We start from the raw sequence: 25,523 nt of genomic DNA on the forward strand, positions 1-25,523 counted from the left end.
TTAGAGATTCATTTAGTAAATTTTATGCTTAGAAAGTTATTTTTTTTTATAAAGTCATTGTTATTAAGTTTAATAATGATGGTCAACTTATACGCCATAGAAATATCAATAATTCCTTTAAAAAAACCTATTTTAGATAAAAAAGATCATAATGAAAAAATATCAAAAAATATCCTTAAGCCTAAATCTAAACCATCAAAAGAAGTGGAAAAAATTGTAGCTAAAATTGCTGAAAAAGAAGAAATAAAGATTAATTTTTTGATTCCTAAAAGCAAGCCGCTAGTAGTTAAAAAAATAAAATCTAAAATTAAAACTCAGTCCAAATACTATAGTCAAAAAGATTATAGCATTGCAAAAAAATCTATTCTAGCTATGGAAAAAAGACAATGGTCCACAGCCTTATCTTTATCTAAAAAAGCTAAAGATAAATCTATACATAGTTTCATTACCTGGAGGCATTTATTAACCACAGGTAATCAAGCAAGTTTTTATGACTATTTAACATTTATTAAAGATAATGAAAATTATCCTAGAATTAATAGGATTCGCTACTTAGCTGAGCACAAACTTTCTACTGATAGAATTTCACCAAGAAAAATAATAAACTGGTTTGATGGTGATGAGCCTTTAAGTGGTTATGGAAAATTAATACTTGGAGAAAGTTTTATACAAAATGGCAATATTGGTAAAGGAATATCTTTAATTAAAGATGGATGGATAACAGCAGATCTTAATAGGGCTAATATGAAGTTTTTTCGAAAAAAATATAAAAAATATTTAAATGCCGATGACTATATTAAACGAGCAGATTATTTAGCTTGGGAAGGTAAATCATGGGACTTAAAAAGAATGTTAAGATATTTACCTAAAGATTATGAGTTACTTTATACTGCTAGACAAATTTTAATGAGTAAATCTTACGGTGTAGATATTGCTATCAAAAATGTTCCTACAAAACTTAAAAATGATGCTGGACTAAATTATGATAGACTTAAATGGAGAAGAAAAAGAGGTCGCGTAGATGATTCTTTAGATATTTTATTTAAAGTTAAAAATAATAAAGATTATTTAGTTAGACCTGATAAGTGGTGGACTGAAAGAGCAATTATGACAAGGGCTCTTATCTATAAAAAGAAATACGAGTTTGCTTACAAAATTGCAAGCCAGCATACTCTGGATAAAAGTCCAGAATTTGCTGAGGCTGAATGGATGAGTGGATGGGTTGCTTTAAGCTTTCTAGATGACCCTATCCTTGCAATAGACCATTTTAATAATTTTTATCAAAATGTTAGTTACCCTATAAGCTTATCTAGAGGGGCCTACTGGCTTGGAAGGTCGTATGAAAAAATTGGTGATAAAAAGCAATCTCAGCAATGGTATGAGGAAGCTACTAAATATTTAACTACATATTACGGCCAATTAGCTCACTTAAAAATTAAACCTAATGAAAACTTTGAACTTAAAGAACAACAAAAAATTACAGATGAGTACAGAAAATACTTTTATAAAAAGGATTTAGTTAAAATAGTCTATCTTTTAGATGAGCTAAATAAAGATAAATACACAAAAAATATTTTAAAACATATTGCTAATGATAATGTTGTTAGTGGTAGTGAGATTTTAGCCGCAGAACTAGCGTCAAATATATTAAGATATGATTTTGCTATTCAAATTTCAAAACTAGCCTCATATGAAAAAAGATTTCATAATAATTTTAACTACCCAATAATAGGCACACCTACTTATGTTAATGGTCGTAAAATACCTGAGACTGCATTTATACTTTCATTAATTAGACAAGAAAGTGAATTTGATATGACAGCTAACAGTCATGCTGGAGCACAGGGGCTAATGCAGTTAATGCCCTACACTGCTAAACTAGTTTCTAAACAAGCAAAACTTCCTTATTCTAAATCACGGTTAACATCTGACCCTGAATACAATATTAATCTAGGATCACATTATATAGCAGGTTTAATCTTACAGTATGATGGGGCCTACCCTTTTGCCACTGCGGCATACAATGCTGGTCCCAAAAGAGTTAAGTATTGGAAAAAAATCAATAAAAATCCTCAAAAAAATGAAGTTGATTTTGTAGATTGGGTTGAGCTAATAAAGTTTAAAGAAACAAGAAACTATGTTCAGCGGGTTATGGAGAATTATAATGTCTATCGATATATATTGGAGAAAAAACCTATTAAAATGAAAGACTTCTTTAAAAATCATCCTTTATTTTAATGGCGGAAGAGGAGGGATTCGAACCCTCGGTACAAGTTTCCCCGCACGGTCATTTAGCAAACGACTGGTTTCAGCCTCTCACCCACTCTTCCACTCGAATAAGGATATATCCGATTTTATTGAATTTTCAATATTTATAAAGTAATTCTTGATTAATATTATGAATAATAAGTATTCCATATTTTCTCTAATCAAAAATGCTTTTTCTTACCATGAGAATTGGCAAAAAGCCTGGAAAGACCCTGCTCCAAAAAAAGAGTATGATGCAGTAATTATTGGTGGTGGTGGTCATGGACTAGCTACAGCATATTACTTAGCAAAAAAGCACGATATGAAAAATATTGCAGTTATTGAAAAAGGTTGGATTGGTGGAGGTAACACTGGAAGAAATACTACAATTATAAGATCAAATTATCTATGGGATGCAAGCGCTGGTCTTTATGATCATGCATTAAAACTATGGGAAGGTTTATCTCAAGAGATAAATTATAATGTTATGTTTAGTCAAAGAGGTGTGATGAACCTTGCTCATAATTTACAAGACATTAGAGATTTAAAAAGAAGAACACACGCTAATAGATTAAATGGTATTGATGCTGTTTTTTTAAGTACTGAAGAAGTTAAAAAATTTTGTCCTATTATCAATACGTCTCCAAATATCCGCTATCCAGTATTAGGTGGAACACTACAAAGAAGAGCTGGTACAGCAAGACATGATGCTGTCGCTTGGGGATATGCACGTGGTGCAGACAAAATGGGTGTTGATATAATTCAAAATTGTGAAGTTAAAGGAATTAAAAGAAATGGTGATGAAGTTGAAGGAATAGAAACAACTAGAGGATTTATAAAAAGTAAAAAAATTGGTGTTGTTGCAGCAGGTCACTCAAGTGTACTAGCAAACATGGCTGGTTTAAGACTCCCTTTAGAAAGCAAACCACTTCAAGCTTTAGTTTCAGAGCCAGTAAAACCAATCATTGATACAGTTGTAATGTCTAATGCTGTTCATGCTTATGTTAGTCAATCTGATAAAGGCGAACTTGTAATAGGCGCAGGAACTGATGATTATGTTTCTTACTCACAAAGAGGAAGTCATGATATTGTAGAGGGAACCTTAAATGCAATTTTAGAACTTTATCCAATTTTTAGTCGAATGAGAATGCTTAGACAATGGGGTGGAATTGTAGACATTTGTCCGGATGCAAGCCCTATTATCAGCAAAACTACTATAAAAGGTTTATACTTCAACTGTGGTTGGGGAACGGGTGGATTTAAAGCTACACCAGGATCAGGTGATTTATTTGCTCACACAATTGCAAACGATGAACCTCATAAACTTAATGCAGCTTTTAATTTAAATAGATTTATTAGTGGTGACCTTGTTGATGAACATGGTGCAGCAGCGGTAGCACATTAATGTTTTTAATTACTTGTCCTTATTGTGGTGAACGAGAACAAAGTGAATTTAAAGCTGGAGGAGAAGCTCACATTGAAAGACCAAAACAACCTACAGAATTAAGTGATGATGAATGGGCAGAATACTTATTCATGAGAAAAAATATTAAAGGGGTTCAATTTGAAAGATGGAACCATGCACACGGATGTAGAAAATGGTTCAATGTAGCTAGAGATACTTCTAATGATCAAATTAAATCAGTTTACAAAATGGGTGAAAAACCACCAACAATCTAATCTATGTCAAAAAATTTAAGAGTAAAAACTAGCAAGTTTATTGATGAAAACTCAAGAATTTCATTTAAATTTAATGGTAAAACCTATTACGGTTTTAAGGGTGATACTTTAGCATCTGCCTTATTATCAAATGATGTTCATTTAGTTGGAAGAAGTTTTAAATACCACAGACCAAGAGGAATAATGACAGCTGGATCTGAAGAACCTAGTGCAATTGTACAAATAAATGATAATACTGCTTTAACCGAGCCAAATGTTAGGGCTACAGAAATTGAGATCTATGAAAGTCTAGAGGCTAAAAGCCAAAACTGTTGGCCTAGTGTAAATTTTGATGTCGGTGGAATAAATAATATCATGTCCCCACTCTTACCTGCTGGATTTTATTACAAAACATTTATGTGGCCAGCTAATTTCTGGGAAAAATATGAATATATTATAAGACATTCAGCGGGACTTGGTAAATCACCAACTAAACCTGATCCCGACATCTATGAACATAAATACATTCATTGTGATGTACTTGTTATTGGTGCTGGTATTAGTGGAATTATAGCGGCAAAAACAGCTGCTAAAAATAATTTAAAAACTTTACTACTTGATGAAAAAAACGAAATTGGGGGATCTACTATTTACCAAAATTCTGACTATGTTAAAATAAATGATCAAAATTCTTCAACATGGTTGGAAAATGAGATTAAAGAATTAGAAAAGTTAGAAAATTTAGAGGTTAAAACAAGAACGAGTGTTGCAGCCTACCATGGTTATAATTATCTATTAGCTAGAGAAAACTTAACTGACCATCTATCTCAAAGTGAAAAACAAAATAAAGTTAGACAAAGGCTATTAAAGATTAGAGCTAAAAAAGTTATTGTTGCAACTGGCTCTTTAGAAAGACCACTTGTTTTTAATAATAATGATAGACCTGGCATTATGCTTTCATCGGCTGTTAAAAAATATGCTGATTATTACGGTGTAGCAACTGGACAAAAAAATATATTCTTTACAAATAATGATACGGCATATGAAAGTGCTATTTCATTAAACAAGAAAGGGATCAAAGTTGAAGCAATTATTGATACGAGAGAAAAAGCAAATTCTGAATTTACTACTGAAGCTGAAAATTTAGGTATTAGAATTTATAGATCTAGCACAGTTGTTGATACAGATGGATATAAAAAAATAAACAAGATTACTATTATGGAGTTATCTAAAGATGGACAATCTTTTACTAGCTCAAAAAAGATTACATTAGATTGTGATTGTCTAGCTATAGCCGGAGGATGGACACCAGCTGTTCATTTATTTACTCAATCAGGTGGAAAATTAAAATTTAGAGATGAGGATCAGGTTTTTATACCTAACAAATATCCATCAGACCAAGTTAGTATTGGTTCATGCAATGGAGATTTTGAACTAGATGATATAATTAGAAATACTTCAAAAACTTTAAAAGATTTTTTAAATATTAAAGAAACTAACTATGATGATTTAGAAATCAACTGTCCTAAAGATAAAGAAATTAGAAATATTTGGTTACTACCTTCTGACAAAGTTATTGGAAAAACAAAACCATTTGTTGATTATCAAAATGATGCAACTGCTAAAGATATTAAGCTTGCTCTAAGAGAGGGTTTTAGATCAATTGAACATGTTAAACGTTATACAACAACTGGAATGGGCACAGACCAAGGTAAACTTGGTAATATGCATGCATTAGGAATTATTGCTGAAACCGCTGGAGTTAAGATGGGAGAGCTTGGCACAACGACATTTAGACCACCCTACACACCTTTAACTTTTGGAACTATTGTTGGAAGAAATGTTGGTGAATATTTTGATACATTTAGAAGGACTCCAATGAATGATTGGCATATTAATTGCAAAGCAGAATTTGAAAATGTTGGTCAATGGAAGAGAGCTTGGTATTACCCAAAAAATAATGAGACAATGTATGATGCGGTTCAAAGAGAAAGTAAAGCTGCAAGAGAAAGTGCTGGCATATTAGATGCTTCAACACTTGGTAAAATTGATATTCAAGGCACTGATGCTTCTGAGTTTTTAAATCGGGTTTATACAAATGCTTGGTCAAAACTTGCTGTAGGTAAATGTAGATATGGCTTAATGCTTAATGAAGATGGTATGGTTTATGATGATGGAGTAACAACCCGTCTTGATGAAAATCATTATATTATGACAACAACAACTGGTGGTGCTGCAAATGTTTTAGGAAAACTTGAGGACTACCTTCAAACAGAGTGGCCCAAGTTAGATGTTTATTTATCATCGGTTACTGATCACTATGCTACTGCTAGTATTTGTGGTCCAAATAGTAAAAAAATATTAAATAAAATAATTCCAGATTTAGATTTATCTGATGAAAATTTTCCTCATATGTCTTTTAAAAATGCAAAAATTGGTAACATTAAATGTAAAATTATGCGAATTAGTTTCACAGGTGAACATAGTTATGAGATTAATATTCAAGCAAACTTTGGAAAATCACTTTGGGAAAAAAGTATGGAAGCTGGTAAAGAATTTAACATCACTCCTTATGGTACAGAGACAATGCACTTATTAAGAGCTGAAAAAGGATTTATAATTGTTGGTCAAGATACAGACGCAACTATGACACCTATTGATTTACAGATGGATTGGATTGTAAGTAAAAAGAAATATGACTTTATTGGAAAAAGATCTCTTTATAGATCAGATACAATGCGTGAGGACCGTAAACAATTAGTAGGATTAGTTACAGATGATCCAAGTGAAGTTTTAGAAGAAGGTGCACAAATAGTTGCTGAAACCAATTTACAACCTGTTGAAATGCTAGGTCATGTTACATCTAGTTACTATAGTCCAAATTTAAATAAATCTATTGCACTGGCAGTTGTAAAAGGTGGAAAAAATATGATGGGTCAGAAATTATTTATTCCAACACAAAAAAAAAATATCAATGTAACTATTGTTGATCCTGTTTTTTTTGACAAAGAAAATGTGAGGTTAAATGCTTAATTATAATACATCTATAAAAGAAGATAAATCTTATGAAGGTTTAGAGATGAAAGAAATTAAACCTGTTATGAAATTGATCATAAGAGGTAAAACAAAAGATTTTATTACTACTATTGGAAAAAATTTAGATATGATTTTACCAACTGAAGCAAACACATCAACTTTAGGTGAAACTTTAACAGCTTTATGGTTAAGTCCAGATGAGTGGATGTTAGTTTCCAACAAAGTAGTAAGTGAAGATACCAATACTTACGAAGTGGAAGACAATCTAATTAACAATATTTCAAAATTTAACTTAGGTGCTGTAACTGATGTCAGTGATCAATTCGTAATGATCAATATAAAAGGTAGCAAGGTTTTTGATCTATTTGCAACAGGATCACCATTTAACTTTAATGAATTTAAGAATAGAAAAGGTTCAGTTGTCCAAACTATATTGTCTCATATTGATGTAATTATTCATCTTACGGAAATAAATGAGGTAAATTTACTTGTAAGAAGGTCTTTTTCTGAACATTTATACTCATGGATGAATGATAGTGCGTCAAGGTTATAAGCTTATATTTGTTAAAATTGTTGTTATATGAGGTATATGAAAAAAATACTTCTTGTGGTGCTATTAGCACTTTTACCTTTCTCTCTAAATGCAGAAACTAAACTTGATCAGATTTTATCTTCTGGTGAGTTAAAAGTTGGAACTACAGGAGACTGGGATCCAATGACAATGAAAGATCCAGCTACAAACAAGTACGTCGGTTTTGATATAGATGTCATGCAACAATTAGCAAAAGACATGGGTGTAAAAGTAACTTTTGTTCCTACTGAATGGAAAACTATTGTTTCAGGCATAACTGCAGGAAGGTATGATATTTCTACAAGTGTCACTAAAACTCCAAAAAGAGCCGAAGTTACTGGTTTCACAGATTCATACTACAAGTACGGAACTGTTCCATTGGTACTTAAAAAGAATTTAAAGAAATTCTCAACATGGAGCTCTTTGAATAATAAAGATGTAACTATTGCTACAACACTTGGGACATCTCAAGAGGAAAAAGCTAAAGAATTTTTTCCTAAATCTAAATTGCAATCAGTTGAATCTCCAGCAAGAGACTTTCAAGAAGTTCTAGCTGGTAGGGCAGATGGAAACATTACAAGCTCAACAGAAGCTAATAAATTAGTTATCAAGTACCCTCAATTAGCAATTGTACCTGATGGAGAAAAAAATCCTGCGTTTTTGGCAATGATGGTTGGCAAAAATGATAAAGTTTGGAATAATTATATTAACGATTGGATTAAAGATAAAAAATCCTCTGGTTTCTTTGATAAACTACTTGCAAAATATAATTTAAAAAGCTTATAAAAAATTAGATATTAATCTTTAATTCATTATAACTTTAAGAGTGAAAAATTTACTTTTTTTACTTTTAGCTTTATTGCTCACTTCTTGTAGTGGTCAAGAATTAGGGTGGTTTATTCTTTCACCAAATAATGTGGAAGGGTTAACAAATCTTAAATTTTTACTAAGTGGTTTAACTACAACTATATATATTTCAGTTATATCTATAATTTTATCAGCTATTATTGGATTTATTGTTGCAATTCCTTCTTTAGCTAAAAGTAAATTCTTAACATACATAAATATTGGATATGTAGAAATTGTAAGAGCTATACCGTTGCTTGTTTTAATTTTATGGATCTATTATGGACTACCTATAATGACTGGAATAAGTTTTAGTCCATTTGTTTCTGGTATAATTGCATTAGCAATAAGTGAAAGTGCTTTTCAAGCAGAAATTTTTAGAGCTGGTATAAACTCAATTAAAAAATCACAATGGGAAGCTGGTTCATCATTAGGTTTAAGTTTTTTTAAAAGATTAAGATTAGTAATTCTTCCACAAGCAATTAAAAATATCTTGCCTGCGTTAGGCAACCAATTTGTATATGTTTTAAAGATGTCTTCGCTAGTATCAATTATTGGAATTGGTGATTTAACACGAAAAGCTAATGAATTAGTTGTTTCAACTTATAGACCGTTAGAAATTTATACATTCTTAATCTTAGAATATTTAATTTTGATATTAATTGTTTCATTTTTTGTTAGAAAATTAGAGAAAAAACTTAAGCGAGATGGAAACAATTAATGAATAATTTAGATAATAAAAATTATGACGTTGATCTAGGTGATGGCGTTGTTATATTTAAAAACATCAATACTACACTAGGATTTGTTAGATACAATATAGCAGCTGAAGTTGAATACATCTTTGTTAATCCTTTGTTTAGACGTAAAGGGCTTGCAAAAAAACTATTAGAAATTGTTGAGGAAAAAACTAAAATCAAACCTACACCTCAAGACCCAGTCAGCTTTTTGGGTGAAAAACTCTTTAAAGTTAACAAAAAAGAAATTAATTAAAATCTGGACACCTACCTACAGAGTACCTCTATTATTGGTGCTTATATTTTATACAAATCAAGACATCTTCAAAAAATATCTTATTAGGATAAATAGTATTTATTTCATTAATACCTTTAATGATTTGAGCTTTACTTAGATCAACAAGACAAGAGATATATTTTTTTTTTAACATTTGAATATATTTATCTTTAGTTATAAAAACATTAAACTTAAATTTATCAATTTTATTATCTTTTAATATTTTACAGGCTGATTTAAGCATTCTAGAATCTCTTTCTAATCCCCTATTAAGTTTTTGTTTCATTATTTTAAAACATGGAATTTCATTATCTATTGTATTTAAGGAAAATATAATTAACACACCTTTTTTTTTTAACTTATTTTTACAAGCTTTTATTAATTTAGATCTTCTATCCTTATTAAAAAAATGAAGAGTTTGCTTAATCATTATTAAATCAAATTTATTGTTACTATCTTTAAAGAATTTAAATACATCTTCATTTCTGAAATCTATTCTTTTATCAACATCTTTATGAATTACAGGATCAATTCCAATTGGTTTATTGATTAGCTTAATTTTTTTAGATAAAGCACCAAAAATTTTACCCCTACCACAACCTATATCTAATATTTGTGAATTTTTATTAAGTTTTTTTTTCTTAAGTAAAAATACAATAAATGAATTAATGTAGGGTGATGATGATAACCAGGTATTTTTATCCCAATTTTTTAATGGCTTCATAATTATAATTTTAAATAATCTTACTAATTTATAAAGTATTTAGTTATAAAATTTTAATTATAATAAGAATCAAGCCAATATCCAAAATCAGCAGTATCAATCGATACGGAGGTATAATCTGAAATATCCATTTCTTTAGACCAGGTATAGCAGGCTATATCTGCACCTGATCTTGTTTTATGTATAAATGAAGTTCCGTTATAAAAACTTTTACCAGATTTATCCTGGTTATGTTTTACATTTTTTTTAATATTTTTTTCATGATCATCAAAAAAAACTTCAATATCTAATACGATTTCTTTATATTTTTCATTACATGCCTTGGAATCATTGTCAAAAAAAATCATTCCACTTATTGAATAGATAATATATTTAGGGTCATTTTTTTTAAAAACTAATGCCACTAAATCATAAATTTCATAGTTAGCATTATTCAATCCTGCATCGTAAAACTTTCCATCAGAACCTTCATAAGCATTTATTCTGATATTCTTATTAATCTCCTCCTCAGTAAAAAATTCCAGTGCACTGTCACCTAAGCTCATCCCTTCTATTTGAAAGTCTGTAATATCATTAGCTTTAGTTAAAGTGTTAAAACTAATTGTTAAGATAAAAATTAATAACAATCTTTTCATAATTAATACCTTCTCACCGAGTTTTATTCGTGTCAAGACTTAGTAACTTGACAAAAAGTTATAATGAAAATAAGTATAAAGTGATTTGTGAAAAGAACTCTCTATTAAAAGAGTCTTAGATTAATTACTTGTAAGCTTCATACCTTATAAAATAAGAATATTCTTTATTATCAAGCGTTATCCTTAATTGATCCCAATAAGGCTTGTCATTTGACCAATCATAACATTGTATAGAAATTTCATTACCTTCAGTATCTAAAAACAATATACTGGTAACTGAAGATTTACCTGATTTATCAGATGAATGTTTATGGGTTGATTTTTCAACTTCTTCAATATTACTGAATAAATCTTTAATTTTTAAGGCAATACTATCCATCTCTTCATAGCATTTATTGATATTTGTTTGATAAAAAATAATACCCTGGACACTTGCAATCTTATAATATTTTGTATTAGTTATAACGGCTAATTGAATACTGTCATATATTTTGCTATTTTTTAAAACTAAATCTGTAATTGGAATAAAGTTTTTAGTGTCATGCCATTCAAGTTTTTTTTGTTTTTCTAAAATTGATTTACTAAAAAAATCTAGAGCACTATCCCCGATGCTAATTCCTTCTATCTCAAAGTCCTTGAAATCATCGGCCTTGGTTAAATTTTGGAAACTAAACGTTAAGATAAGAATAAGTAATAATCTGTTCATATTAAACACTTTCTCACTATGTCTTATGTGTGTCAAGATTTCTAGTAAGTTGCAATTAGTTGAACAGGAAAAATTTTCAGGAAGTGACCGCGGGCTGAGACCTAATGTTGATTATTTGTAAGCCTTGTATGTTAGGAAGTCATAAAGTTTTTTTGTACTTAATGATACTATAAGTCTATCTTTTTTTCCCTTTTCCTCAAACTCTTTACTCATGTCATAACAAACAATTTCTACATAATCATTATTTTTAAAAAAAAATGTAAATCTTTTATATGTACTTTTGCCAGATTTATCAGTCGGATGTTTACCGCTATCATTTGTAGCGTCAATATCGATTGTGTCTTCAACGTTTTGTTTAATTATAGTCATTTCTTTATAGCAATCTGAAATTTTATCATAAAATATATGCCCTTCTACTCCTGCTATGACATAATTTTTATCTTTAGGGTTTACATGGGCTTGTATAAAATTATATGTGATAGCGTTTTTAGAATTTAGAAAATAGTATACAAAGTCATTCCCACCTGGATAATGATAAGTTTCAAGTGAATTATTTAATTCTTTTTTAGAGTAGTGAGCTAATAAACTGTCTCCAATACTAATTCCCTCAATTTCAAAATCCTTAATATCATCAGCCTTGGATAATGCTTGAAAGCTGATAAAAATAATAATTATGATAAATAGTTTTTTCATTTAACTTGGATTTGATTTTAATAACATTATATAAAAATCTCTTAATTCAATCATCTCTTTTGTTGGGTTAGGGTTGTATTCGTTAATTTCATCAAGAAGCCCTTCTGCCGTTGCATCGTGAAGTCCTTCTGAATTTAACCATTGAGAAGCACTAAGTAACCAATATTTTTTTGCCATTATAAGATCTTGTTCTAGCCCAGCTAGTCCTGAATAATAAAAAAAACCTATATTATAACTTGCTACAGTAAATCCAGCATCAGATGCTTTCTGGTTCCAGTATATTGCTTCATCATTATCTTGAGGAGCACCATGTTCACCAGTAAAATAAACCCAACCTACTGTTGTCATTGCATTAACTTGGCCCTGAGCTGCTGCAGCACTTAAATAATAGATCGCTTTATCTGTATCCTTTGGAATATCGTTTACACTCGAGCCACTTAAATATAAATGTCCTAAGTTATTTTGTGAGACTATATCTCCTTTATCGGCTTCTTCAGTGAGATAAGATAAGTAATCAGCTTTTAGTGATGTGGTAAAAAATAACAAAACAAATAATAAAAATACCCTAATCAAAACTGACATTTTTCATTTTTTAACTTAATAATGTCATTAAAATTAACATTCAAAGTTTCCAAGTGATATTTGCTAACTATTGGTTGCGTATTTCTATCACCTAATTCTATTACACTCAGATCATCTCTATTAGTAAAAGTTACATAGCAATTTATAGGGTCAGATCCATTAATCTTATTTGGATTTAAATTTAATGGGTCATCATAATAAAGCCTAGTTGTAACTTGTACTTTATTACCATTAATATCAGCTGGTAAATACTGAAAATGAATTACATTAGTTTTAACTTGTTTTTTTTCATTTAATTTTTTTTGTAAATCTAATTTATCTTTTTCAGCTTTCTTTTTTTCTATCTCAAGCTCTTCTTTCAATTTTTTATCATTTGTATTTGTTTTATTAATTTGTTCTTTCAATTTTGAAATTTCTAAATCTTTTTCATTAATTTTACTTTGTAATATATTTGAAGTAGTTGATGTATTGATCTCTTCTTCAGAGGGTAATCTTCTTTCATTTTTGATTAGTCTTTCTTCATTAATTAAAACTTTTTGTTCTATCTCACTTAAACTAACTAATCTGTGTGGTTTTTTATAAAGATAATAAGCCCAAGCCAATAAAACAGCTAAAATACCTATACCAACCATGATTAATGTTGCAGCTTTTGCATATCTCCAAGTGCTTGCTGATCTTTTTAATCTAGCTTGATCATCAATATATTTATTAACTGGTTCATAGTTATGAACATCGTATTGAATTTTTTCATCTGGCATTATTTTTTCTTATCGTATTCGGGAGCTTTGATTGGTCCTTTTTTTAATAATTCTTCATCATCAGTTGGCATAGGGACATAGACAACTTCTTTTCTTATAACTTCTTTTGGTACTTCGACTTTTTCGTAAACAATTTTTTCACCTACATTTTTTTCTACTATTTTTTCAACAATTTTTTCAACTATCACTTCTTTTTCTACAGTTTTAATATTTGGGTCTCTAAATCTTTTAATTTTTCCCCAAATATATTTATTAAATAAAACAAAGAATTTAGAAATTCTAATGGATAAACCTCTCCAATTAGCTGTTCTTTTATTTCTAATAATATGAAGTCTTGGATCAAGTAAAACTAAACTAGCAAAAGCAAGCATTGTTCCAGTCACAGATATAATAAAGCTTAAAACACCAAACCATAACCAGAATGCAGCTGTAATAGCACCCTGAGGTATGTCCGCGTAAACAGATTCTGATATATTTGTTTCGGCTTTTAAAGCTTTATTTTCAAATTCACTTATTTTTGCACTTAGATTTGTAATTTGTCTGTCAATAGCTTCATTATCTAAGCTGCTATTTTTATTGAAGAATGAGAAAAATTTATCAAACCATCCTTTTTCCGTAATTGCTTTAATTTTTTGTTTTTCTAATTTAAATATTTGCTCATTAATTTTATTAATCTCATCATTATAATCAATTATGAAATAACCCTTTAACCAAGTTGCTACTCTATAAACTTGACTATCAGGAGCTAGGTCGTCAATACCAGTACCCTCTTCATTTGATATTAATTCAATTTTTTTAGATTTAAGCTCTCTTAATTTTTTATCTTTAGCTTCATCATCTAGCGCAAAACCTTGTTTTCTATCCTCTAAAACATTTATTTGTGCAGAAATATTTTTTAAATCATTTTCTAAAGGTTTTAGTTTAGATTTAGTTTCTGTTTCAATTAGTTTTATTTGACCATCAGCATTTTGACCTTGCTTTTTGGTCATGATCTTTAGTTCATTTTCTTTAGATTTTTTATCAGCTCTATTTATAATTATAGTCTTCTTATTATTTTCTATTTGAGCAGTAATTTCGTTTTTGTTTGTCCCTTTTAAAAAACCAAGATTTTTAATTTGTGATGGAAGTTTAGAATTTATTTCTTCTAATCTTTTAATTGTTTCTGAGATTGATTCAATTTCTTCTTTTAGCTGATCTATCGATGATTGGTTTGAACTCTGATCAAGAATAGCCTGTTTCCTCGTAATACTATCTAAGGATATTTTGCCTATTTCTAAATTTATTTCATTTCTTTTTTCTCTAAGTTTATTAATATCTCCATCAAAAGCTTTAACTTCTGTATTTTCGTTTAGCTGCTCTATCTGAGTTGAGATACTGTGATATTTAACAATCTTCTTATCAATCACTTTAGTTCGTTCACGATTAATTCTCTCAAAGCCAGTAACAATAGTCTCAAAAGTTGAAACATTAACCAGTATTAAGCCAATCAAAAATATAATTTTCCAATAAATTCTTACAGAATAATAAACTGCTGTTGCTAATGGAATTTTTGTAAGCTCAACTATTGCAACGATAAAAAAAATCCCACCAAAAGTTAAATCAGCTAACATGAATGATCGGCCAGCCAAATCGTCTAAATCTCTTGCACCTTGCGCCTGCATAACAACAATAATTGCAATACATACCCCAATCACTGCAACTAAAATTTCTACAGTCCAGGCCATTTTAAGTAAAAATTTACCTTTTGCTCCTGTTTGCGATTGAGGGAAGAATTTATTAAAAACTTTATCTAAATTAGGCATTGGACTTTTCTTTTTTAGATATTGATAATTTTATTTTATTAAAAGTTTTAACAAAGAATTCTAAAATTTTTTCAGAAATACTTTTTTGGACATCAAATATTCTAGCTACTTCTCTAATATCATCATCTTCACTTTGTGAATATACATTATCACTATGAGCTAATCTATATAGTACTGCTATAATAAATTCTAAAAATTCAGGATGTTCATTTTTTAATAAACTTTTTAAATTTTGTGCATCGTGTGTAATTGGATTTATGTCTTTATTGGCTTCAGCCATTATATTTCTAAGAATATTTCTTTGCTGTGCTTCATGAGGAATAATTTTTAAGATCTCTGCCTCTTCTTGTGTACTAAAATGTCCATCAGCTTTACAAAGTTTTACAGAGAGTGTTAAAACACCAATTATACAAATAGTCTGTTTACTTTCGTGTCTATATTTTTCCCACATATCAATCTCTCTATCCTCAGATCTAATCATATGTAGTTTATTATTGATAGGCATATAATCTATTGATAGTCGTAGTTTTTAGAGTACATGCAATTCTGATAAACAGCGTGATACTGAGTTAAATCATTTAAAACTATATTAACTTCTTCCATGGTACACATTAAAGGGTTTTTACATATGTATCCTGGATGTTTTGATCTAGCCAGAGACTTACAAAAACCACTATCAAAACTTAAATTGGAATTATCTCCATTTCTATTTGAATATGTGCCCGTGGCACAAGATGCTAATAAAGAAAGTAATATTAAATAGATAAACTTCTTCATTAATTTACCCTCCTACTAAAAGTTATATAAATTAAGATTATAAAAATTATGATTAATGAAATTGTTACTGCATTTTCAGAAATAAAATCTCTAACTTCTTGAAATCTAATTGTTTTTAAAGGGTTAAGTATCAGATACCCAATATTATCAATTGATCTTGCCATAGCTTCAAGCATACTAATAAAAGCAACCGACAATCCTTTAAACATTAAAGGTAGTTTCATTAAAGCTGTTAAAATAATTTTACCCATATCTATTGTGTTAAGTAAATAATTAAGAATATAAGCTCAGATATAATTAAAGCTTCAATCATTTAATTAAAGTGCTCCTTCTTTTTTTGTAAATTGATGAATTAATTTTCTATTTCTAATATTTTGAGTTTCTTGAACATAAACTCCACCTAATTTTAGAAACTGAGAATTGGTAGTTAAGTAATAATAACCACTATCTGCTTTAAGAGCTGTATTCATTAGTGATAATGAAAAAATCATTATACCAAACTTACTATAAGCAACTGTTAGTCTTGAAATTGAAGCAAAAACTTTTTTCATAATTCCTCTTTCCTCTCCTCTTAAGTTAAGAGGAGAGTAGTCAAAATTAGCTGCCCTCCTTGCCAACATTTAATAATGCTGAACCAATTAGACCAAATATAATTGGTGAAAATCTAGATACTGGTCCCATAAATCCAGTTAAGTTTGTTCCTGCAAATGACATTGCAAAATCAATTACTGCAAAGGCAATTAATAAACCTCCTACAATGTTAATAAACGATGTACCGTCTGTCTCTTTTCTTACTGTCTTCATTGTTTTCTCCTTTGGTTGTTTGTTTTTCATAAAATATATTTAGCAATGATTGCTTAAAAATACTTGTCCACAAACTAAGAGAAAATTGGATATATGATAAAAATTGAATATTATTTAGTCCAAAAATAAATAAGATTTTGGATTAGATTAAATGTTATAAAATTATTATATTTTTAATATGAGAAATCTAAGTGCTAAAATCTTTATAGTTTTAATTCTTTTGCAAGGATGTGACTCCGCTAGTGTACCAGTTAAAAAATCGAAGACCAATATTTGTCACAAAGAAGGCTCAAGATATTACGATATAACCAAGCATTTTAAGGCTTACCAAACAATCAAAGATTGCATTGAAAGTGGTGGTAGATTACCCAAAAGACAATAAATCTTGCAAGACATCATGAGTTAAAAAATGTAGGGTTTATCATGATTAAAATAATAAAATCATTATTAATCGTACTATTTTTAGCCTCTTTCTCATTACAGGCTCATTCAGAAACATCTTGGATTACTAAAAAAGATAAAACTAAAAAAACATTAGTTAAAAAAACTGAAACTAAATCTAAAAAAAATGAATGGATAAAGAAGAAGAAGAAAGAAAAAGAAAAAAAAGTAATTGAGAAAGTTAAAGAAAAGATAAAAGAATCTAAATCTTGGATAACTAAAAAAAGTAAAAAAGAAAAAAAAATAATTAAAAAAGAACTTAAAAAATATTACGATATAAATAGTTTACCAAAAGCTGATTTATATTTCGCTGCAAAGATTTTTCCAAAAGATGAAAATGAAGAATCCCTATATTTGTATGGATATGTAAATTCAGAAAATTCATCTGCAACGTTTGAATATCAAAATAATAAATATCATAGCAAAAGTAATGGTGTAGCTTACTTTGAAGACAAGAAAACTTCTTGTGAAGTTAATTCTCGAGCAGGAGTACTCTTTGATTCAATGAAGGGTGATGTTGTTTTAAACTGTAGTAACAATTTAACTATAACTGGTGACTTTAAGCAAGATGGTGAGAGTGGAAAAGGTTCGGGAGGAACTACTAAAAAAAATGAGGTAATCTTTGAATTTTATTTATCCAAGAATGATGCAATAGCTAAATTAGATCTTTATAAAAAAGATACCAAAACTCTTATAACAAGAAGTCTTCCTGCACCAAGAAACAATAAAAATATTAAACTAGAGCCAAACGGTAAATACTACGCATTATTAATTGGAAACTCTGAATATACTAATTGGGAAAACCTTGTATCACCAAAAAATGATATAAGGGAGATAAAAAAAGTTTTAGATAAAAGTTACAAATTTGAAAAAATTCTTACTGTTAATAATGGAACCAAAAAAGAAATCTTTAAAGCTTTTAGAGATCTCTCTAAATTAACAACTGAAAATGACTATGTTTTAATTTATTATTCTGGCCATGGAATGGAGAAAGCAGAGCAAGCTTATTGGATCCCTAAAGATGGAAGTAAAGAATGGGGAAATGGTGACTGGATAAATATTAATGAACTAAATATATTTCTTACTGAAATTAAGGCTCATCACTTATCTTTGATGGTTGACTCTTGTTATGTGGGTGGAAAATTTAAAGGTACAAATATACTTGATCTAACAAATGAGGAAGATCGTACTCTTTATGGTAAGAATTTAGAGGATGGATTAAATTTGAGAGCACGATCTGTTTTGTCATCTGGTAGTAAAGGACGTGTAAGTGATACAGTAGGAAAAACAAAACATTCTTTATTTGCTTTAGCTTTCTTAAATGTTTTAAAAATTTCTGACCAAAACTCTGTACCATTAAACATGCTAAATGTTGCTATACGAGTTAGGAGTGCTTATGCGGGAAACTATACTCAGAAACCAATTTACTACCATCCAGACACCTGGCAAGATGGTGGTGGAGATTTTATTTTTATACCAAAGAAAAACCTTAAGTGATAAAAAAAATTATACTCATTATAATATTATCTACTGTGGGTAGCTATTTATCAGCTGAAACAGTTGCTTATAAGCTAAAAGGTGACTTAAAATCTAGTGGATTAGAAAGTATAGAGGTGGCCTCTACTCCATTAGTTGATGATAAAGTTATTACAAAATCTAAAGAACAAATTATCACTATTATTTCTTATGCTGAAAGCCAATCTAAAATTATAACTAAAAAAAATAGAAGTAGAAAACCTAGACCAAAGTTTAAAGGTGGTCCTGAAGAAATTTTTGAAAAATTTGCTAATAGTGTTGTTTATATAGAAAATAAAAAAGATCAGGGCTCAGGATCTGGTTTTGTAATCAATCACATGGGATTAAAAATAATTACAAATTGGCATGTTGTTGAAACTGCAAAGAATGTAACTATTTGTCTAAAAACTGAAGATCTAAACAAATATTGTGATACCGATTTCTACACTGGTAAAGTTGTAAAGAGGAATAAACAAAAAGATCTTGCGATGATAGAAGTTAAAGGTTTGCCTGCCTCACTTAAACCTGTTGTGTATGGAACTTATAAAGGTGTAAAAATTGGTCAAACTGCATTTGCTATAGGCCATCCTGACGGATTAGTTTGGACTTTTACAAATGGAATGATTAGTCAAAAAAGACCCGATCACAGATGGAGCTATAAATCTTCAAGACATTTTGCAAACACGATACAAATCCAAGTACCTATAAACCCTGGTAATTCAGGTGGACCCTTGTTTGATAAAAATAGTAAATTAATTGGTGTAAATACTTTTACATCAGAAGGTGAAAATTTAAATTTTGCAATAGCAGTTGATGATTTAATTGAATTTATCAATGAAGTGAAGCAAGAAGATATTGAGTCTAAGTATATTCAAAAAAAGAAAAAAGGTAATACCTGGATACAAAAAAAATCTGATACTAAAAAAAATAGTGGTATATCAAAAAAATATCCAAATGCTAAAGAGGCAGATTTAAATAAAAATGGCGTTACGGACGCCTGGCTTCTTGATGAAAATAATGATGGCATTAATGAAAAAGTTTTAATGGATTTTAATGAAGACGGTATCATAGAGGGTGTAGCATTAGACGAGAATGAAAATAATAATTACGAAATGATAGTGTTTGATGATGACCTAGATGGTAACCCAGATAGAATTGAATATGATGAAGATGACGATGGCACTATGGATGTTGTGGGATATGACTATAACCAAGATGGAGAATGGGATAAGTTTGAAGAACTAAGCTAAGTTAAAACTTAGTATCGATAGTCATTTTAATCTTCATAATTTTATTTTCTAAATCAGTAATTGCTTCATTAATTTCTTTTTTTTCAAGAATACTAATTTCTACACCTTTATCACTTTTAGGATCTTGAGCATGATGAATTAGCTCTGTTAATTTTCCATGGAGTATTGTGGATCGAACTAAAATTTGACTAATATCTTTAGATTCAGGTGTATCTATTTCATCAAACTCTTTGGCCATCATGTATTCATGGGCAGTTAGTAATGGTGGTGCTTTTCCTTTTAGGACACACGCTTTATCAAGTTTAAAAGAATCGTTATGATCTATTTCTTGAGGTAAATCTGGATTACTACATTTTCTCACATAAGAAGAGCCTTTTCCAATAGCAGCTTGTATCTCCTCTTCACTTAATATTTTTATTACATCCATCAAACCATTTTCAATGGATGCTGTTTTTCTGATTTTTGCCATTATTTTTAAAATATACTAATTTATTAAAATAACTTAAGCTACATTTAATTATGAGAGCTATTAGACATTTAATGTTAACCATTATATCGATGATACTATCATTGAATATCTCATATGCTGATATCACCGATGTTACTGATGGATTTAATAACTCGATATTGGAAAAAGACAGTTTTGATTTTCCATATTTAGAAACTAGAAATGATATTGGTGTTTTTTATGATTTTACCTTTAACCAAGATCAAAAAAAAATCATGATCAAAAGAAATAATAATGGCTATCCAGTGGTTAGATTTTCTCTTTTTGATAAAAAAAATATAATACCAGGAGATGTGGTAATTAGTTATAATAATATTAACCTATCAAAGGTAGATGATGAAAAAATTATAATTTTACATAAAAGAAATAATGTTGCTAATCTCAAGATACTAAATAAAACAAAAACTATTAAAGCCAACTCTTATCAATATAAATTAAACGATATCAAATTAGCAAATTTTTATTTAAATTTTATCAATACAATTGATACTACGAAAGGAGTTTTGGAAATTTCATTTCGCTCAACATTTACAAATAAAAAACCTGAATTGGAAAAGTATGCTAAGGGAATTCTTGATGATGAAATTTATTATATAAATGATGATTTGTATAATGCAATTTATTTACCAATTGATAATGTTGTTTACAATGAATACAAATATGATGTTGATATTAGACAGTCGAGTAGACCTGAGTTTTCTTTTGACAACGGAACCTTAAGAACTTTTAAAGCGGAATCTGGTATTGCTCAATTTAGACAAAAATTTGATTTTAATAAATTTCCTTTTGATACACAAAAGCTGAAGATTGAAATTTTAAGTGGTGCATTTAGCACATCTGATCCATCTATAAATTGGCCCAAAGGTACTGCCTCTGTAACATTTGTTACGCCTGATAAGGGGGCTTTTTTAGGTTTATATAATTACCAAAAAAAAAATATTTTAAAAGAGATGGGTTGGACAATCGTATCCACCAATATAGTTAGTAAGGAAATTATTGAAGAAGATTTTTATGATGCTTATTTAGATAAAATTCACACTAGCAGTGAAAATTCTATTAATCTAATAATAGAGATAAAAAGAAACTCTGCACATTATTTATTCAAAATCATCATCCCAGTTTTTTTAATTTTATGTGTTGCATGGTCAGTGTTATGGATCCCAACTTACAAACTTGATGCAAGATTAACAACTTCAATTGTGGCTCTCTTATCTCTAATAGCTTATAACTTTGTTTTTGAGGGAGATATTCCTAAATTGGATTATTTAACTGACTTAGATAAATATATTTTACTGTCTTATATTTTTTGCTGCATTCCAACGTTCATAAGTATTGGTTTTAGCAGATTTATTCAAAGAACAGCAAAGATGCAAAGAAGGGTTACCAAAGTTAATGCTCATATTCGAAAATGGGGTGGTGTAATTTATTTACTAATAACTTTTCAAATATTTTATTCTGTTAACTAAATTTTAATCTTTTTTTATTTTTTTCCAGGCGTTGCTAAAAGATATATAAAAAATATTAAACCTATTATTGGGATAAATATGAGTAATGCAAGTAATCGACTTTTACCAATATCATTTAACCTTCTACAAACATTTGCAATATTTATTATGGAAAGGACTATTATAAGAATAGGAATAAATTGACTAATTGTATTACCAGCTATAATCATGAAAAATCCAATAACAAACACCCACATTCCTAACCAAGTACAGAAATAATCCAACCTTCCTGCTGTGTCAGAAAAAGAAAATATATTTGTAAGTCTATATTTAATACAATTAATCATAAGTTAACCGCGCCTTTATCTAATTCACTTAGTACACCTTTTATATGCGCTGGAGTCAACTCTAGTACTTTAGCAGTATACATTAGCAATTCTGACTCTCTGTCATCTAAATGACCGTCTGATCCAGTAACATAATACAGCTTTAATGATAAGCTCTCTATGTTCAGCATTAAGATAAGGTCTTATATCTTTAAGATATTCATCTACAGTCAGATCATCTTTTTTAAGTTTTACAATTGTCTTATCTATTTTTACTTTTGATAATTTCTTATTGTTTGTGAGTTTATTAAAAATATCAGATACAGTTTTGACTTAATTAACCAATACTACATCTAATCATTTTTCTTACAGGTAGAAATAAAAAATAAAATCAGTTTAACTTCACAACATTTCCTCTAATTAATTTACTAATTTTTACCAAATTCTACGGCGTCTTTGTTGTTAAAAATATAATAAAAAGAATAATTTGCATTAATTATATTTTTTTTATTATCAAAACTATACCCACATAAACTATAATAAATTCATTAATTTTATCATTTAAAAAAACATTTATGGAATTAGCTGGATTTTGTCTTTCATCCTTGTAGTGAAACCAATTAAAATCATCAAAAATAATAAAGCCATTTTTTTTAATATGTTTAAATGAAGCTTCAGCGTCAGCTAAAACGTCTTTAAATTCATGAGAGCCATCTATAAAAATTAGATCATACTTTTGAGGATTTTTCGATTTAAAAAATTCAAAAGAAGTACACTTATGCATCTTAATATCTTGATTAAAAGCTTCAATATTTTTATTAAAATTTTTTTCAACTAGGTTAAAATCTATTTTTTTATGAAGTGGTTCGTTGGAACCCTCCCATGTATCTACACAAGTAAGACACATTTTTTTAATAGAGGCTTTATTTTTAAAATAATTAAGAAAAAATAAAGAGCTACGACCTTCAAAGCTACCAATCTCTAATAAATTTATTTGAGATGGAAATTGATGTTTATTTAAAAAGTGGAAAAAAACTGGAATTTTCCCTGAAAACCAATCTGGAAAATCAAAGTTTGAGAATTCATATATTTTTTTTATAGAATCACTATTTGAATCAAATGTTTTAAAATAATTAATAAAAAATTTACGAATTAAAACTAAACTAGTTCTAATTTTTATTAGTTTATAAACTTGAATAATAAAGTCTTTAAAATTTCTTAGTAAAAGTTTTAACTTATGTAAAAAAATCAGATCTTTTGTTTTCCAAAAATAAAGCATATAAACTATTTTATACCCTAAATATAAATAATTAAATTATTTTTTATCTCTTTTAAATTATTGTTAAAGAAGTGGCTTAATTACTGAACATCTTTTTTTCCTATAATCCCATGGGTAATCAAAATTCATAGACCACATACCTGCTTTGTTTATTTTGGCATAATCTTCATCTACAATAAATTTTTTAGAATACTTTCTATAAGCAAAAGCATAACCACTTCTTACTAAATAGCTTGATAAGCTTTCTTCATTAACAAAGCATTCTGCTAGAGTTCTTTTGTATTGGTCTTTTCCCTCACTAATACACACAACTTTATTATTGGCAATTTTTTCAGTAAGAATTTCCTTTGCTTTAATACCACAAGGATCTTTGACTCCATTATTTATACAAGTTTGTTTTATCTCTGGTGTATCTATTCCTGTAAATCTAATCTTTTCACCATTTATATGAATTGTATCGCCATCAACAATTTTGATTGTTTGAGATTTAACCTGGTTAATAGTTAAAATAAATATTAGTGCTGAGACACTAATAAGAAAAATGGCTTTTTTTTTGTTTAAAAGCATTATTTAAAAAGTATCCAATAAAGATGATTACTGCAATACCCATAAACCAATTAGTTGCCATGATGGTGTAAAAAATATCTGCGTAATCACCACCTCTAATATTAATTACATACCATAATGATAAGAAAGGAAATGCAGTTAATCTTAGAACGCTTAAGTAAAGACTGTAAACTGGCTTTTTAAGTGCCTGAAAAACTGCTGTTGTAATAAAAAACACAGGATAAATAGGAGCTATTAATGCAGCAACTTTTAAATATATAACTCCATGGTATATGGCTTCTGCATTATCTGTAAATTGAGATACAAAAAATTCTGCACCAATGAATAAAATGATACCTGCTACAGCCATAAATGATGATCCAAAAAATAATGCTTTAGTATAAAGCTCCCTTATACGATTATAATTTTTAGCACCAAAGTTTTGTCCACCAATAGAAAGTACAGCTGTATTTAAACCAATTACTGGAAGTAAAAAAACTTGCTCAACTCTTAAAGCTGCACCATAACCTGCTGTTGCAAGGTCGCCGAATTGTCCAATAAAATATAAAATATTAAAAATACCTACACCAATAAACAACATACTAATCATTATTGGCATTGCTTGAGAGAACAATTCTTTAAGAAGAATAAATTTAGGAATAAAGCATTTAATAGATAGATACTTTCTTAATTTACATGAGTTAATTTTGTAAGCTAAATAAATTGTACCAATGGATTGGGCGATAACAGTTGCTATTGCAAGGCCACCTATACCATAAGCTGGAACAATTCCGTATCCCCAAATGAATAATGGATTTAGAAAGATATTTAAAAAGAAACTAAAGATAAGAACATTTCTATAACTCTTAGTATCACCCTGTGCATTCAAAGCTCCATTTAAAGAGATTTGGATCATAACTATAAAGGTTCCGTAAAAAATTATATCTAAATATTCTCTAGTTAAAGCAATACCAGCAGCATCAGATCCCATAACACTTAAGAGAAAATCAGAAGCATTTAATCCAAATGAAGTTACGACAACTGACGTGACCAATGCAAAAATTACTGATTGAGCAATAAATAGTGATGCTTTATTAATTTTTTTAGCACCTAATAAATTACCAATACAAGAGTTCGTTGCAGCACCAATACCAACACCAACAGCAATGATGACAAAGTATATTGGGAACGATTTGGCTATTGCACTTATAGCTTCTGCAGAAATTCTACCTGCAAACCATGTATCTACTAAATTATAGAATGTTTGAAACAAAGAACCAACACTCGCTGGAATAGTTACTTTTTTAAGTAGTGACCAAATTGGATCTTTGGTTAAATTTATGGCTTTAGACAATTGTT

General features: G+C 29.0%; 30 protein-coding genes and 1 tRNA gene. 12 read left to right on the plus strand and 19 right to left on the minus strand.

What is annotated here, in order from left to right:
- The first annotated feature begins 75 nt into the window (after nucleotides 1-75).
- Complete coding sequence (locus tag ABXT63_RS03405; RefSeq protein ID WP_415321862.1) at nucleotides 76-2,238, plus strand: lytic transglycosylase domain-containing protein; 2,163 nt, start codon at nucleotides 76-78, stop codon at nucleotides 2,236-2,238.
- On the opposite strand, the gene ABXT63_RS03410 is transcribed toward ABXT63_RS03405, so the two are convergent.
- Nucleotides 2,239-2,330 (minus strand) — tRNA-Ser (locus ABXT63_RS03410).
- A gap of 68 nt (nucleotides 2,331-2,398) precedes the next feature.
- Between ABXT63_RS03410 and ABXT63_RS03415 the strand changes: the two genes are divergently transcribed.
- From ABXT63_RS03415 to ABXT63_RS03445, 7 genes are read left to right on the plus strand one after another with little or no spacing between them, the layout of a single operon-like run.
- Nucleotides 2,399-3,652: a sarcosine oxidase subunit beta family protein gene (locus ABXT63_RS03415; RefSeq protein WP_415321864.1), complete on the plus strand. Its 1,254-nt coding sequence runs from the start codon at nucleotides 2,399-2,401 to the stop codon at nucleotides 3,650-3,652.
- Nucleotides 3,652-3,927 carry a sarcosine oxidase subunit delta gene (locus ABXT63_RS03420; RefSeq protein WP_415321866.1) on the plus strand — a complete coding sequence of 92 codons (276 nt, stop codon included), beginning with the start codon at nucleotides 3,652-3,654 and terminating at the stop codon, nucleotides 3,925-3,927. The genes ABXT63_RS03415 and ABXT63_RS03420 overlap by 1 nt, the downstream gene beginning before the upstream one ends.
- Nucleotides 3,928-3,930: 3 nt before the next feature.
- A complete protein-coding gene (locus tag ABXT63_RS03425; protein ID WP_415321868.1) occupies nucleotides 3,931-6,939 on the plus strand; it encodes a sarcosine oxidase subunit alpha family protein in 3,009 nt (1,002 codons plus the stop codon).
- The gene (locus ABXT63_RS03430) at nucleotides 6,932-7,495 is read left to right on the plus strand and encodes a sarcosine oxidase subunit gamma (RefSeq protein ID WP_415321870.1); all 564 of its coding nucleotides are present in this window, start codon (nucleotides 6,932-6,934) and stop codon (nucleotides 7,493-7,495) included. Before ABXT63_RS03425 ends, ABXT63_RS03430 begins: the two co-directional genes overlap by 8 nt.
- A 36-nt stretch (nucleotides 7,496-7,531) precedes the next feature.
- Nucleotides 7,532-8,299 carry an ABC transporter substrate-binding protein gene (locus tag ABXT63_RS03435; protein WP_415321872.1) on the plus strand — a complete coding sequence of 256 codons (768 nt, stop codon included), beginning with the start codon at nucleotides 7,532-7,534 and terminating at the stop codon, nucleotides 8,297-8,299.
- Between the two features lie 40 nt (nucleotides 8,300-8,339).
- On the plus strand, nucleotides 8,340-9,080 hold the full coding sequence (locus ABXT63_RS03440; RefSeq protein WP_415321874.1) for an amino acid ABC transporter permease: 741 nt from the start codon (nucleotides 8,340-8,342) through the stop codon (nucleotides 9,078-9,080).
- The gene (locus tag ABXT63_RS03445; RefSeq protein ID WP_415321876.1) at nucleotides 9,080-9,352 is read left to right on the plus strand and encodes a GNAT family N-acetyltransferase; all 273 of its coding nucleotides are present in this window, start codon (nucleotides 9,080-9,082) and stop codon (nucleotides 9,350-9,352) included. The genes ABXT63_RS03440 and ABXT63_RS03445 overlap by 1 nt, the downstream gene beginning before the upstream one ends.
- A gap of 31 nt (nucleotides 9,353-9,383) precedes the next feature.
- Here ABXT63_RS03445 and ABXT63_RS03450 read toward each other — a convergent pair whose 3' ends face one another.
- The 12 genes from ABXT63_RS03450 to ABXT63_RS03505 all read right to left on the minus strand — a co-directional run bounded on the left by ABXT63_RS03450 (nucleotide 9,384) and on the right by ABXT63_RS03505 (nucleotide 16,884).
- Complete coding sequence (locus tag ABXT63_RS03450; protein WP_415321878.1) at nucleotides 9,384-10,097, minus strand: class I SAM-dependent methyltransferase; 714 nt, start codon at nucleotides 10,095-10,097, stop codon at nucleotides 9,384-9,386.
- Between the two features lie 53 nt (nucleotides 10,098-10,150).
- Entirely contained in the window at nucleotides 10,151-10,732 is a 582-nt protein-coding gene (locus ABXT63_RS03455) for a hypothetical protein (RefSeq protein ID WP_415321880.1), read from the minus strand.
- Between the two features lie 124 nt (nucleotides 10,733-10,856).
- A complete protein-coding gene (locus tag ABXT63_RS03460) occupies nucleotides 10,857-11,438 on the minus strand; it encodes a hypothetical protein (protein WP_415321881.1) in 582 nt (193 codons plus the stop codon).
- 111 nt (nucleotides 11,439-11,549) lie between these two features.
- Nucleotides 11,550-12,131 carry a hypothetical protein gene (locus ABXT63_RS03465; RefSeq protein ID WP_415321883.1) on the minus strand — a complete coding sequence of 194 codons (582 nt, stop codon included), beginning with the start codon at nucleotides 12,129-12,131 and terminating at the stop codon, nucleotides 11,550-11,552.
- On the minus strand, nucleotides 12,132-12,713 hold the full coding sequence (locus ABXT63_RS03470) for a tetratricopeptide repeat protein (RefSeq protein WP_415321885.1): 582 nt from the start codon (nucleotides 12,711-12,713) through the stop codon (nucleotides 12,132-12,134). It abuts the gene before it with no gap.
- Nucleotides 12,701-13,471: a hypothetical protein gene (locus ABXT63_RS03475; protein ID WP_415321887.1), complete on the minus strand. Its 771-nt coding sequence runs from the start codon at nucleotides 13,469-13,471 to the stop codon at nucleotides 12,701-12,703. Before ABXT63_RS03475 ends, ABXT63_RS03470 begins: the two co-directional genes overlap by 13 nt.
- Nucleotides 13,471-15,273, minus strand: coding sequence for a hypothetical protein (locus ABXT63_RS03480; RefSeq protein ID WP_415321889.1), 1,803 nt, complete (start codon nucleotides 15,271-15,273; stop codon nucleotides 13,471-13,473). Before ABXT63_RS03480 ends, ABXT63_RS03475 begins: the two co-directional genes overlap by 1 nt.
- Nucleotides 15,266-15,778 (minus strand): TerB family tellurite resistance protein, encoded by a 513-nt coding sequence (locus ABXT63_RS03485; RefSeq protein WP_415321890.1) that lies wholly within the window; start codon nucleotides 15,776-15,778, stop codon nucleotides 15,266-15,268. The genes ABXT63_RS03480 and ABXT63_RS03485 overlap by 8 nt, the downstream gene beginning before the upstream one ends.
- 5 nt (nucleotides 15,779-15,783) lie before the next feature.
- Entirely contained in the window at nucleotides 15,784-16,050 is a 267-nt protein-coding gene (locus tag ABXT63_RS03490) for a hypothetical protein (RefSeq protein ID WP_415321892.1), read from the minus strand.
- Nucleotides 16,050-16,301: a hypothetical protein gene (locus tag ABXT63_RS03495; RefSeq protein ID WP_415321894.1), complete on the minus strand. Its 252-nt coding sequence runs from the start codon at nucleotides 16,299-16,301 to the stop codon at nucleotides 16,050-16,052. Before ABXT63_RS03495 ends, ABXT63_RS03490 begins: the two co-directional genes overlap by 1 nt.
- A 66-nt stretch (nucleotides 16,302-16,367) precedes the next feature.
- A complete protein-coding gene (locus ABXT63_RS03500; RefSeq protein WP_415321896.1) occupies nucleotides 16,368-16,601 on the minus strand; it encodes a hypothetical protein in 234 nt (77 codons plus the stop codon).
- Between the two features lie 46 nt (nucleotides 16,602-16,647).
- Complete coding sequence (locus ABXT63_RS03505; RefSeq protein ID WP_415321897.1) at nucleotides 16,648-16,884, minus strand: hypothetical protein; 237 nt, start codon at nucleotides 16,882-16,884, stop codon at nucleotides 16,648-16,650.
- Between the two features lie 148 nt (nucleotides 16,885-17,032).
- Between ABXT63_RS03505 and ABXT63_RS03510 the strand changes: the two genes are divergently transcribed.
- Genes ABXT63_RS03510 through ABXT63_RS03520 form a run of 3 tightly spaced genes read left to right on the plus strand, consistent with a single transcriptional unit; the run spans nucleotide 17,033 to nucleotide 20,060 of the window.
- Entirely contained in the window at nucleotides 17,033-17,236 is a 204-nt protein-coding gene (locus tag ABXT63_RS03510) for a hypothetical protein (protein WP_415321899.1), read from the plus strand.
- A gap of 41 nt (nucleotides 17,237-17,277) precedes the next feature.
- A complete protein-coding gene (locus ABXT63_RS03515; RefSeq protein WP_415321901.1) occupies nucleotides 17,278-18,792 on the plus strand; it encodes a caspase family protein in 1,515 nt (504 codons plus the stop codon).
- Entirely contained in the window at nucleotides 18,789-20,060 is a 1,272-nt protein-coding gene (locus ABXT63_RS03520) for a S1C family serine protease (RefSeq protein ID WP_415321903.1), read from the plus strand. The genes ABXT63_RS03515 and ABXT63_RS03520 overlap by 4 nt, the downstream gene beginning before the upstream one ends.
- A 1-nt stretch (nucleotide 20,061) precedes the next feature.
- Here ABXT63_RS03520 and ABXT63_RS03525 read toward each other — a convergent pair whose 3' ends face one another.
- Nucleotides 20,062-20,529 (minus strand): hypothetical protein, encoded by a 468-nt coding sequence (locus tag ABXT63_RS03525; protein ID WP_415321905.1) that lies wholly within the window; start codon nucleotides 20,527-20,529, stop codon nucleotides 20,062-20,064.
- A 50-nt stretch (nucleotides 20,530-20,579) separates the two neighbouring features.
- Here ABXT63_RS03525 and ABXT63_RS03530 point away from each other — a divergent pair, with 50 nt between their 5' ends.
- A complete protein-coding gene (locus ABXT63_RS03530) occupies nucleotides 20,580-22,034 on the plus strand; it encodes a hypothetical protein (protein ID WP_415321907.1) in 1,455 nt (484 codons plus the stop codon).
- Between the two features lie 14 nt (nucleotides 22,035-22,048).
- Here ABXT63_RS03530 and ABXT63_RS03535 read toward each other — a convergent pair whose 3' ends face one another.
- From ABXT63_RS03535 to ABXT63_RS03555, 5 genes are all read right to left on the minus strand, one after another.
- Nucleotides 22,049-22,360, minus strand: coding sequence for a DUF805 domain-containing protein (locus tag ABXT63_RS03535; RefSeq protein ID WP_415321909.1), 312 nt, complete (start codon nucleotides 22,358-22,360; stop codon nucleotides 22,049-22,051).
- Entirely contained in the window at nucleotides 22,357-22,530 is a 174-nt protein-coding gene (locus ABXT63_RS03540) for a hypothetical protein (RefSeq protein ID WP_415321911.1), read from the minus strand. Before ABXT63_RS03540 ends, ABXT63_RS03535 begins: the two co-directional genes overlap by 4 nt.
- Before the next feature lie 305 nt (nucleotides 22,531-22,835).
- Nucleotides 22,836-23,618, minus strand: coding sequence for a class I SAM-dependent methyltransferase (locus ABXT63_RS03545; protein ID WP_415321913.1), 783 nt, complete (start codon nucleotides 23,616-23,618; stop codon nucleotides 22,836-22,838).
- Nucleotides 23,619-23,681: 63 nt separating this feature from the next.
- Nucleotides 23,682-24,185, minus strand: coding sequence for a thermonuclease family protein (locus ABXT63_RS03550; protein ID WP_415321915.1), 504 nt, complete (start codon nucleotides 24,183-24,185; stop codon nucleotides 23,682-23,684).
- The gene (locus ABXT63_RS03555) at nucleotides 24,148-25,518 is read right to left on the minus strand and encodes an MATE family efflux transporter (RefSeq protein ID WP_415321917.1); all 1,371 of its coding nucleotides are present in this window, start codon (nucleotides 25,516-25,518) and stop codon (nucleotides 24,148-24,150) included. The genes ABXT63_RS03550 and ABXT63_RS03555 overlap by 38 nt, the downstream gene beginning before the upstream one ends.
- Nucleotides 25,519-25,523: the final 5 nt, after the last annotated feature.

The organism is Candidatus Pelagibacter sp. Uisw_092 (assembly GCF_047729545.1).
Taxonomy (GTDB): Bacteria; Pseudomonadota; Alphaproteobacteria; order Pelagibacterales; family Pelagibacteraceae; genus Pelagibacter.

What these genes read in the sequence shown, in the direction of transcription:
- ABXT63_RS03405 (WP_415321862.1), top strand. Translation starts at nt 76, where the DNA reads ATGATGGTCAACTTATACGCCATAGAAATATCAATAATTCCTTTAAAA.
- ABXT63_RS03415 (WP_415321864.1), top strand. Translation starts at nt 2,399, where the DNA reads ATGAATAATAAGTATTCCATATTTTCTCTAATCAAAAATGCTTTTTCT.
- ABXT63_RS03420 (WP_415321866.1), top strand. Translation starts at nt 3,652, where the DNA reads ATGTTTTTAATTACTTGTCCTTATTGTGGTGAACGAGAACAAAGTGAA.
- ABXT63_RS03425 (WP_415321868.1), top strand. Translation starts at nt 3,931, where the DNA reads ATGTCAAAAAATTTAAGAGTAAAAACTAGCAAGTTTATTGATGAAAAC.
- ABXT63_RS03430 (WP_415321870.1), top strand. Translation starts at nt 6,932, where the DNA reads ATGCTTAATTATAATACATCTATAAAAGAAGATAAATCTTATGAAGGT.
- ABXT63_RS03435 (WP_415321872.1), top strand. Translation starts at nt 7,532, where the DNA reads ATGAAAAAAATACTTCTTGTGGTGCTATTAGCACTTTTACCTTTCTCT.
- ABXT63_RS03445 (WP_415321876.1), top strand. Translation starts at nt 9,080, where the DNA reads ATGAATAATTTAGATAATAAAAATTATGACGTTGATCTAGGTGATGGC.
- ABXT63_RS03450 (WP_415321878.1), bottom strand. Translation starts at nt 10,097, where the DNA reads ATGAAGCCATTAAAAAATTGGGATAAAAATACCTGGTTATCATCATCA.
- ABXT63_RS03455 (WP_415321880.1), bottom strand. Translation starts at nt 10,732, where the DNA reads ATGAAAAGATTGTTATTAATTTTTATCTTAACAATTAGTTTTAACACT.
- ABXT63_RS03460 (WP_415321881.1), bottom strand. Translation starts at nt 11,438, where the DNA reads ATGAACAGATTATTACTTATTCTTATCTTAACGTTTAGTTTCCAAAAT.
- ABXT63_RS03465 (WP_415321883.1), bottom strand. Translation starts at nt 12,131, where the DNA reads ATGAAAAAACTATTTATCATAATTATTATTTTTATCAGCTTTCAAGCA.
- ABXT63_RS03470 (WP_415321885.1), bottom strand. Translation starts at nt 12,713, where the DNA reads ATGTCAGTTTTGATTAGGGTATTTTTATTATTTGTTTTGTTATTTTTT.
- ABXT63_RS03475 (WP_415321887.1), bottom strand. Translation starts at nt 13,471, where the DNA reads ATGCCAGATGAAAAAATTCAATACGATGTTCATAACTATGAACCAGTT.
- ABXT63_RS03480 (WP_415321889.1), bottom strand. Translation starts at nt 15,273, where the DNA reads ATGCCTAATTTAGATAAAGTTTTTAATAAATTCTTCCCTCAATCGCAA.
- ABXT63_RS03485 (WP_415321890.1), bottom strand. Translation starts at nt 15,778, where the DNA reads ATGCCTATCAATAATAAACTACATATGATTAGATCTGAGGATAGAGAG.
- ABXT63_RS03490 (WP_415321892.1), bottom strand. Translation starts at nt 16,050, where the DNA reads ATGAAGAAGTTTATCTATTTAATATTACTTTCTTTATTAGCATCTTGT.
- ABXT63_RS03495 (WP_415321894.1), bottom strand. Translation starts at nt 16,301, where the DNA reads ATGGGTAAAATTATTTTAACAGCTTTAATGAAACTACCTTTAATGTTT.
- ABXT63_RS03500 (WP_415321896.1), bottom strand. Translation starts at nt 16,601, where the DNA reads ATGAAAAAAGTTTTTGCTTCAATTTCAAGACTAACAGTTGCTTATAGT.
- ABXT63_RS03505 (WP_415321897.1), bottom strand. Translation starts at nt 16,884, where the DNA reads ATGAAAAACAAACAACCAAAGGAGAAAACAATGAAGACAGTAAGAAAA.
- ABXT63_RS03510 (WP_415321899.1), top strand. Translation starts at nt 17,033, where the DNA reads ATGAGAAATCTAAGTGCTAAAATCTTTATAGTTTTAATTCTTTTGCAA.
- ABXT63_RS03515 (WP_415321901.1), top strand. Translation starts at nt 17,278, where the DNA reads ATGATTAAAATAATAAAATCATTATTAATCGTACTATTTTTAGCCTCT.
- ABXT63_RS03525 (WP_415321905.1), bottom strand. Translation starts at nt 20,529, where the DNA reads ATGGCAAAAATCAGAAAAACAGCATCCATTGAAAATGGTTTGATGGAT.
- ABXT63_RS03530 (WP_415321907.1), top strand. Translation starts at nt 20,580, where the DNA reads ATGAGAGCTATTAGACATTTAATGTTAACCATTATATCGATGATACTA.
- ABXT63_RS03535 (WP_415321909.1), bottom strand. Translation starts at nt 22,360, where the DNA reads ATGATTAATTGTATTAAATATAGACTTACAAATATATTTTCTTTTTCT.
- ABXT63_RS03540 (WP_415321911.1), bottom strand. Translation starts at nt 22,530, where the DNA reads ATGCTGAACATAGAGAGCTTATCATTAAAGCTGTATTATGTTACTGGA.
- ABXT63_RS03545 (WP_415321913.1), bottom strand. Translation starts at nt 23,618, where the DNA reads ATGCTTTATTTTTGGAAAACAAAAGATCTGATTTTTTTACATAAGTTA.
- ABXT63_RS03550 (WP_415321915.1), bottom strand. Translation starts at nt 24,185, where the DNA reads ATGCTTTTAAACAAAAAAAAAGCCATTTTTCTTATTAGTGTCTCAGCA.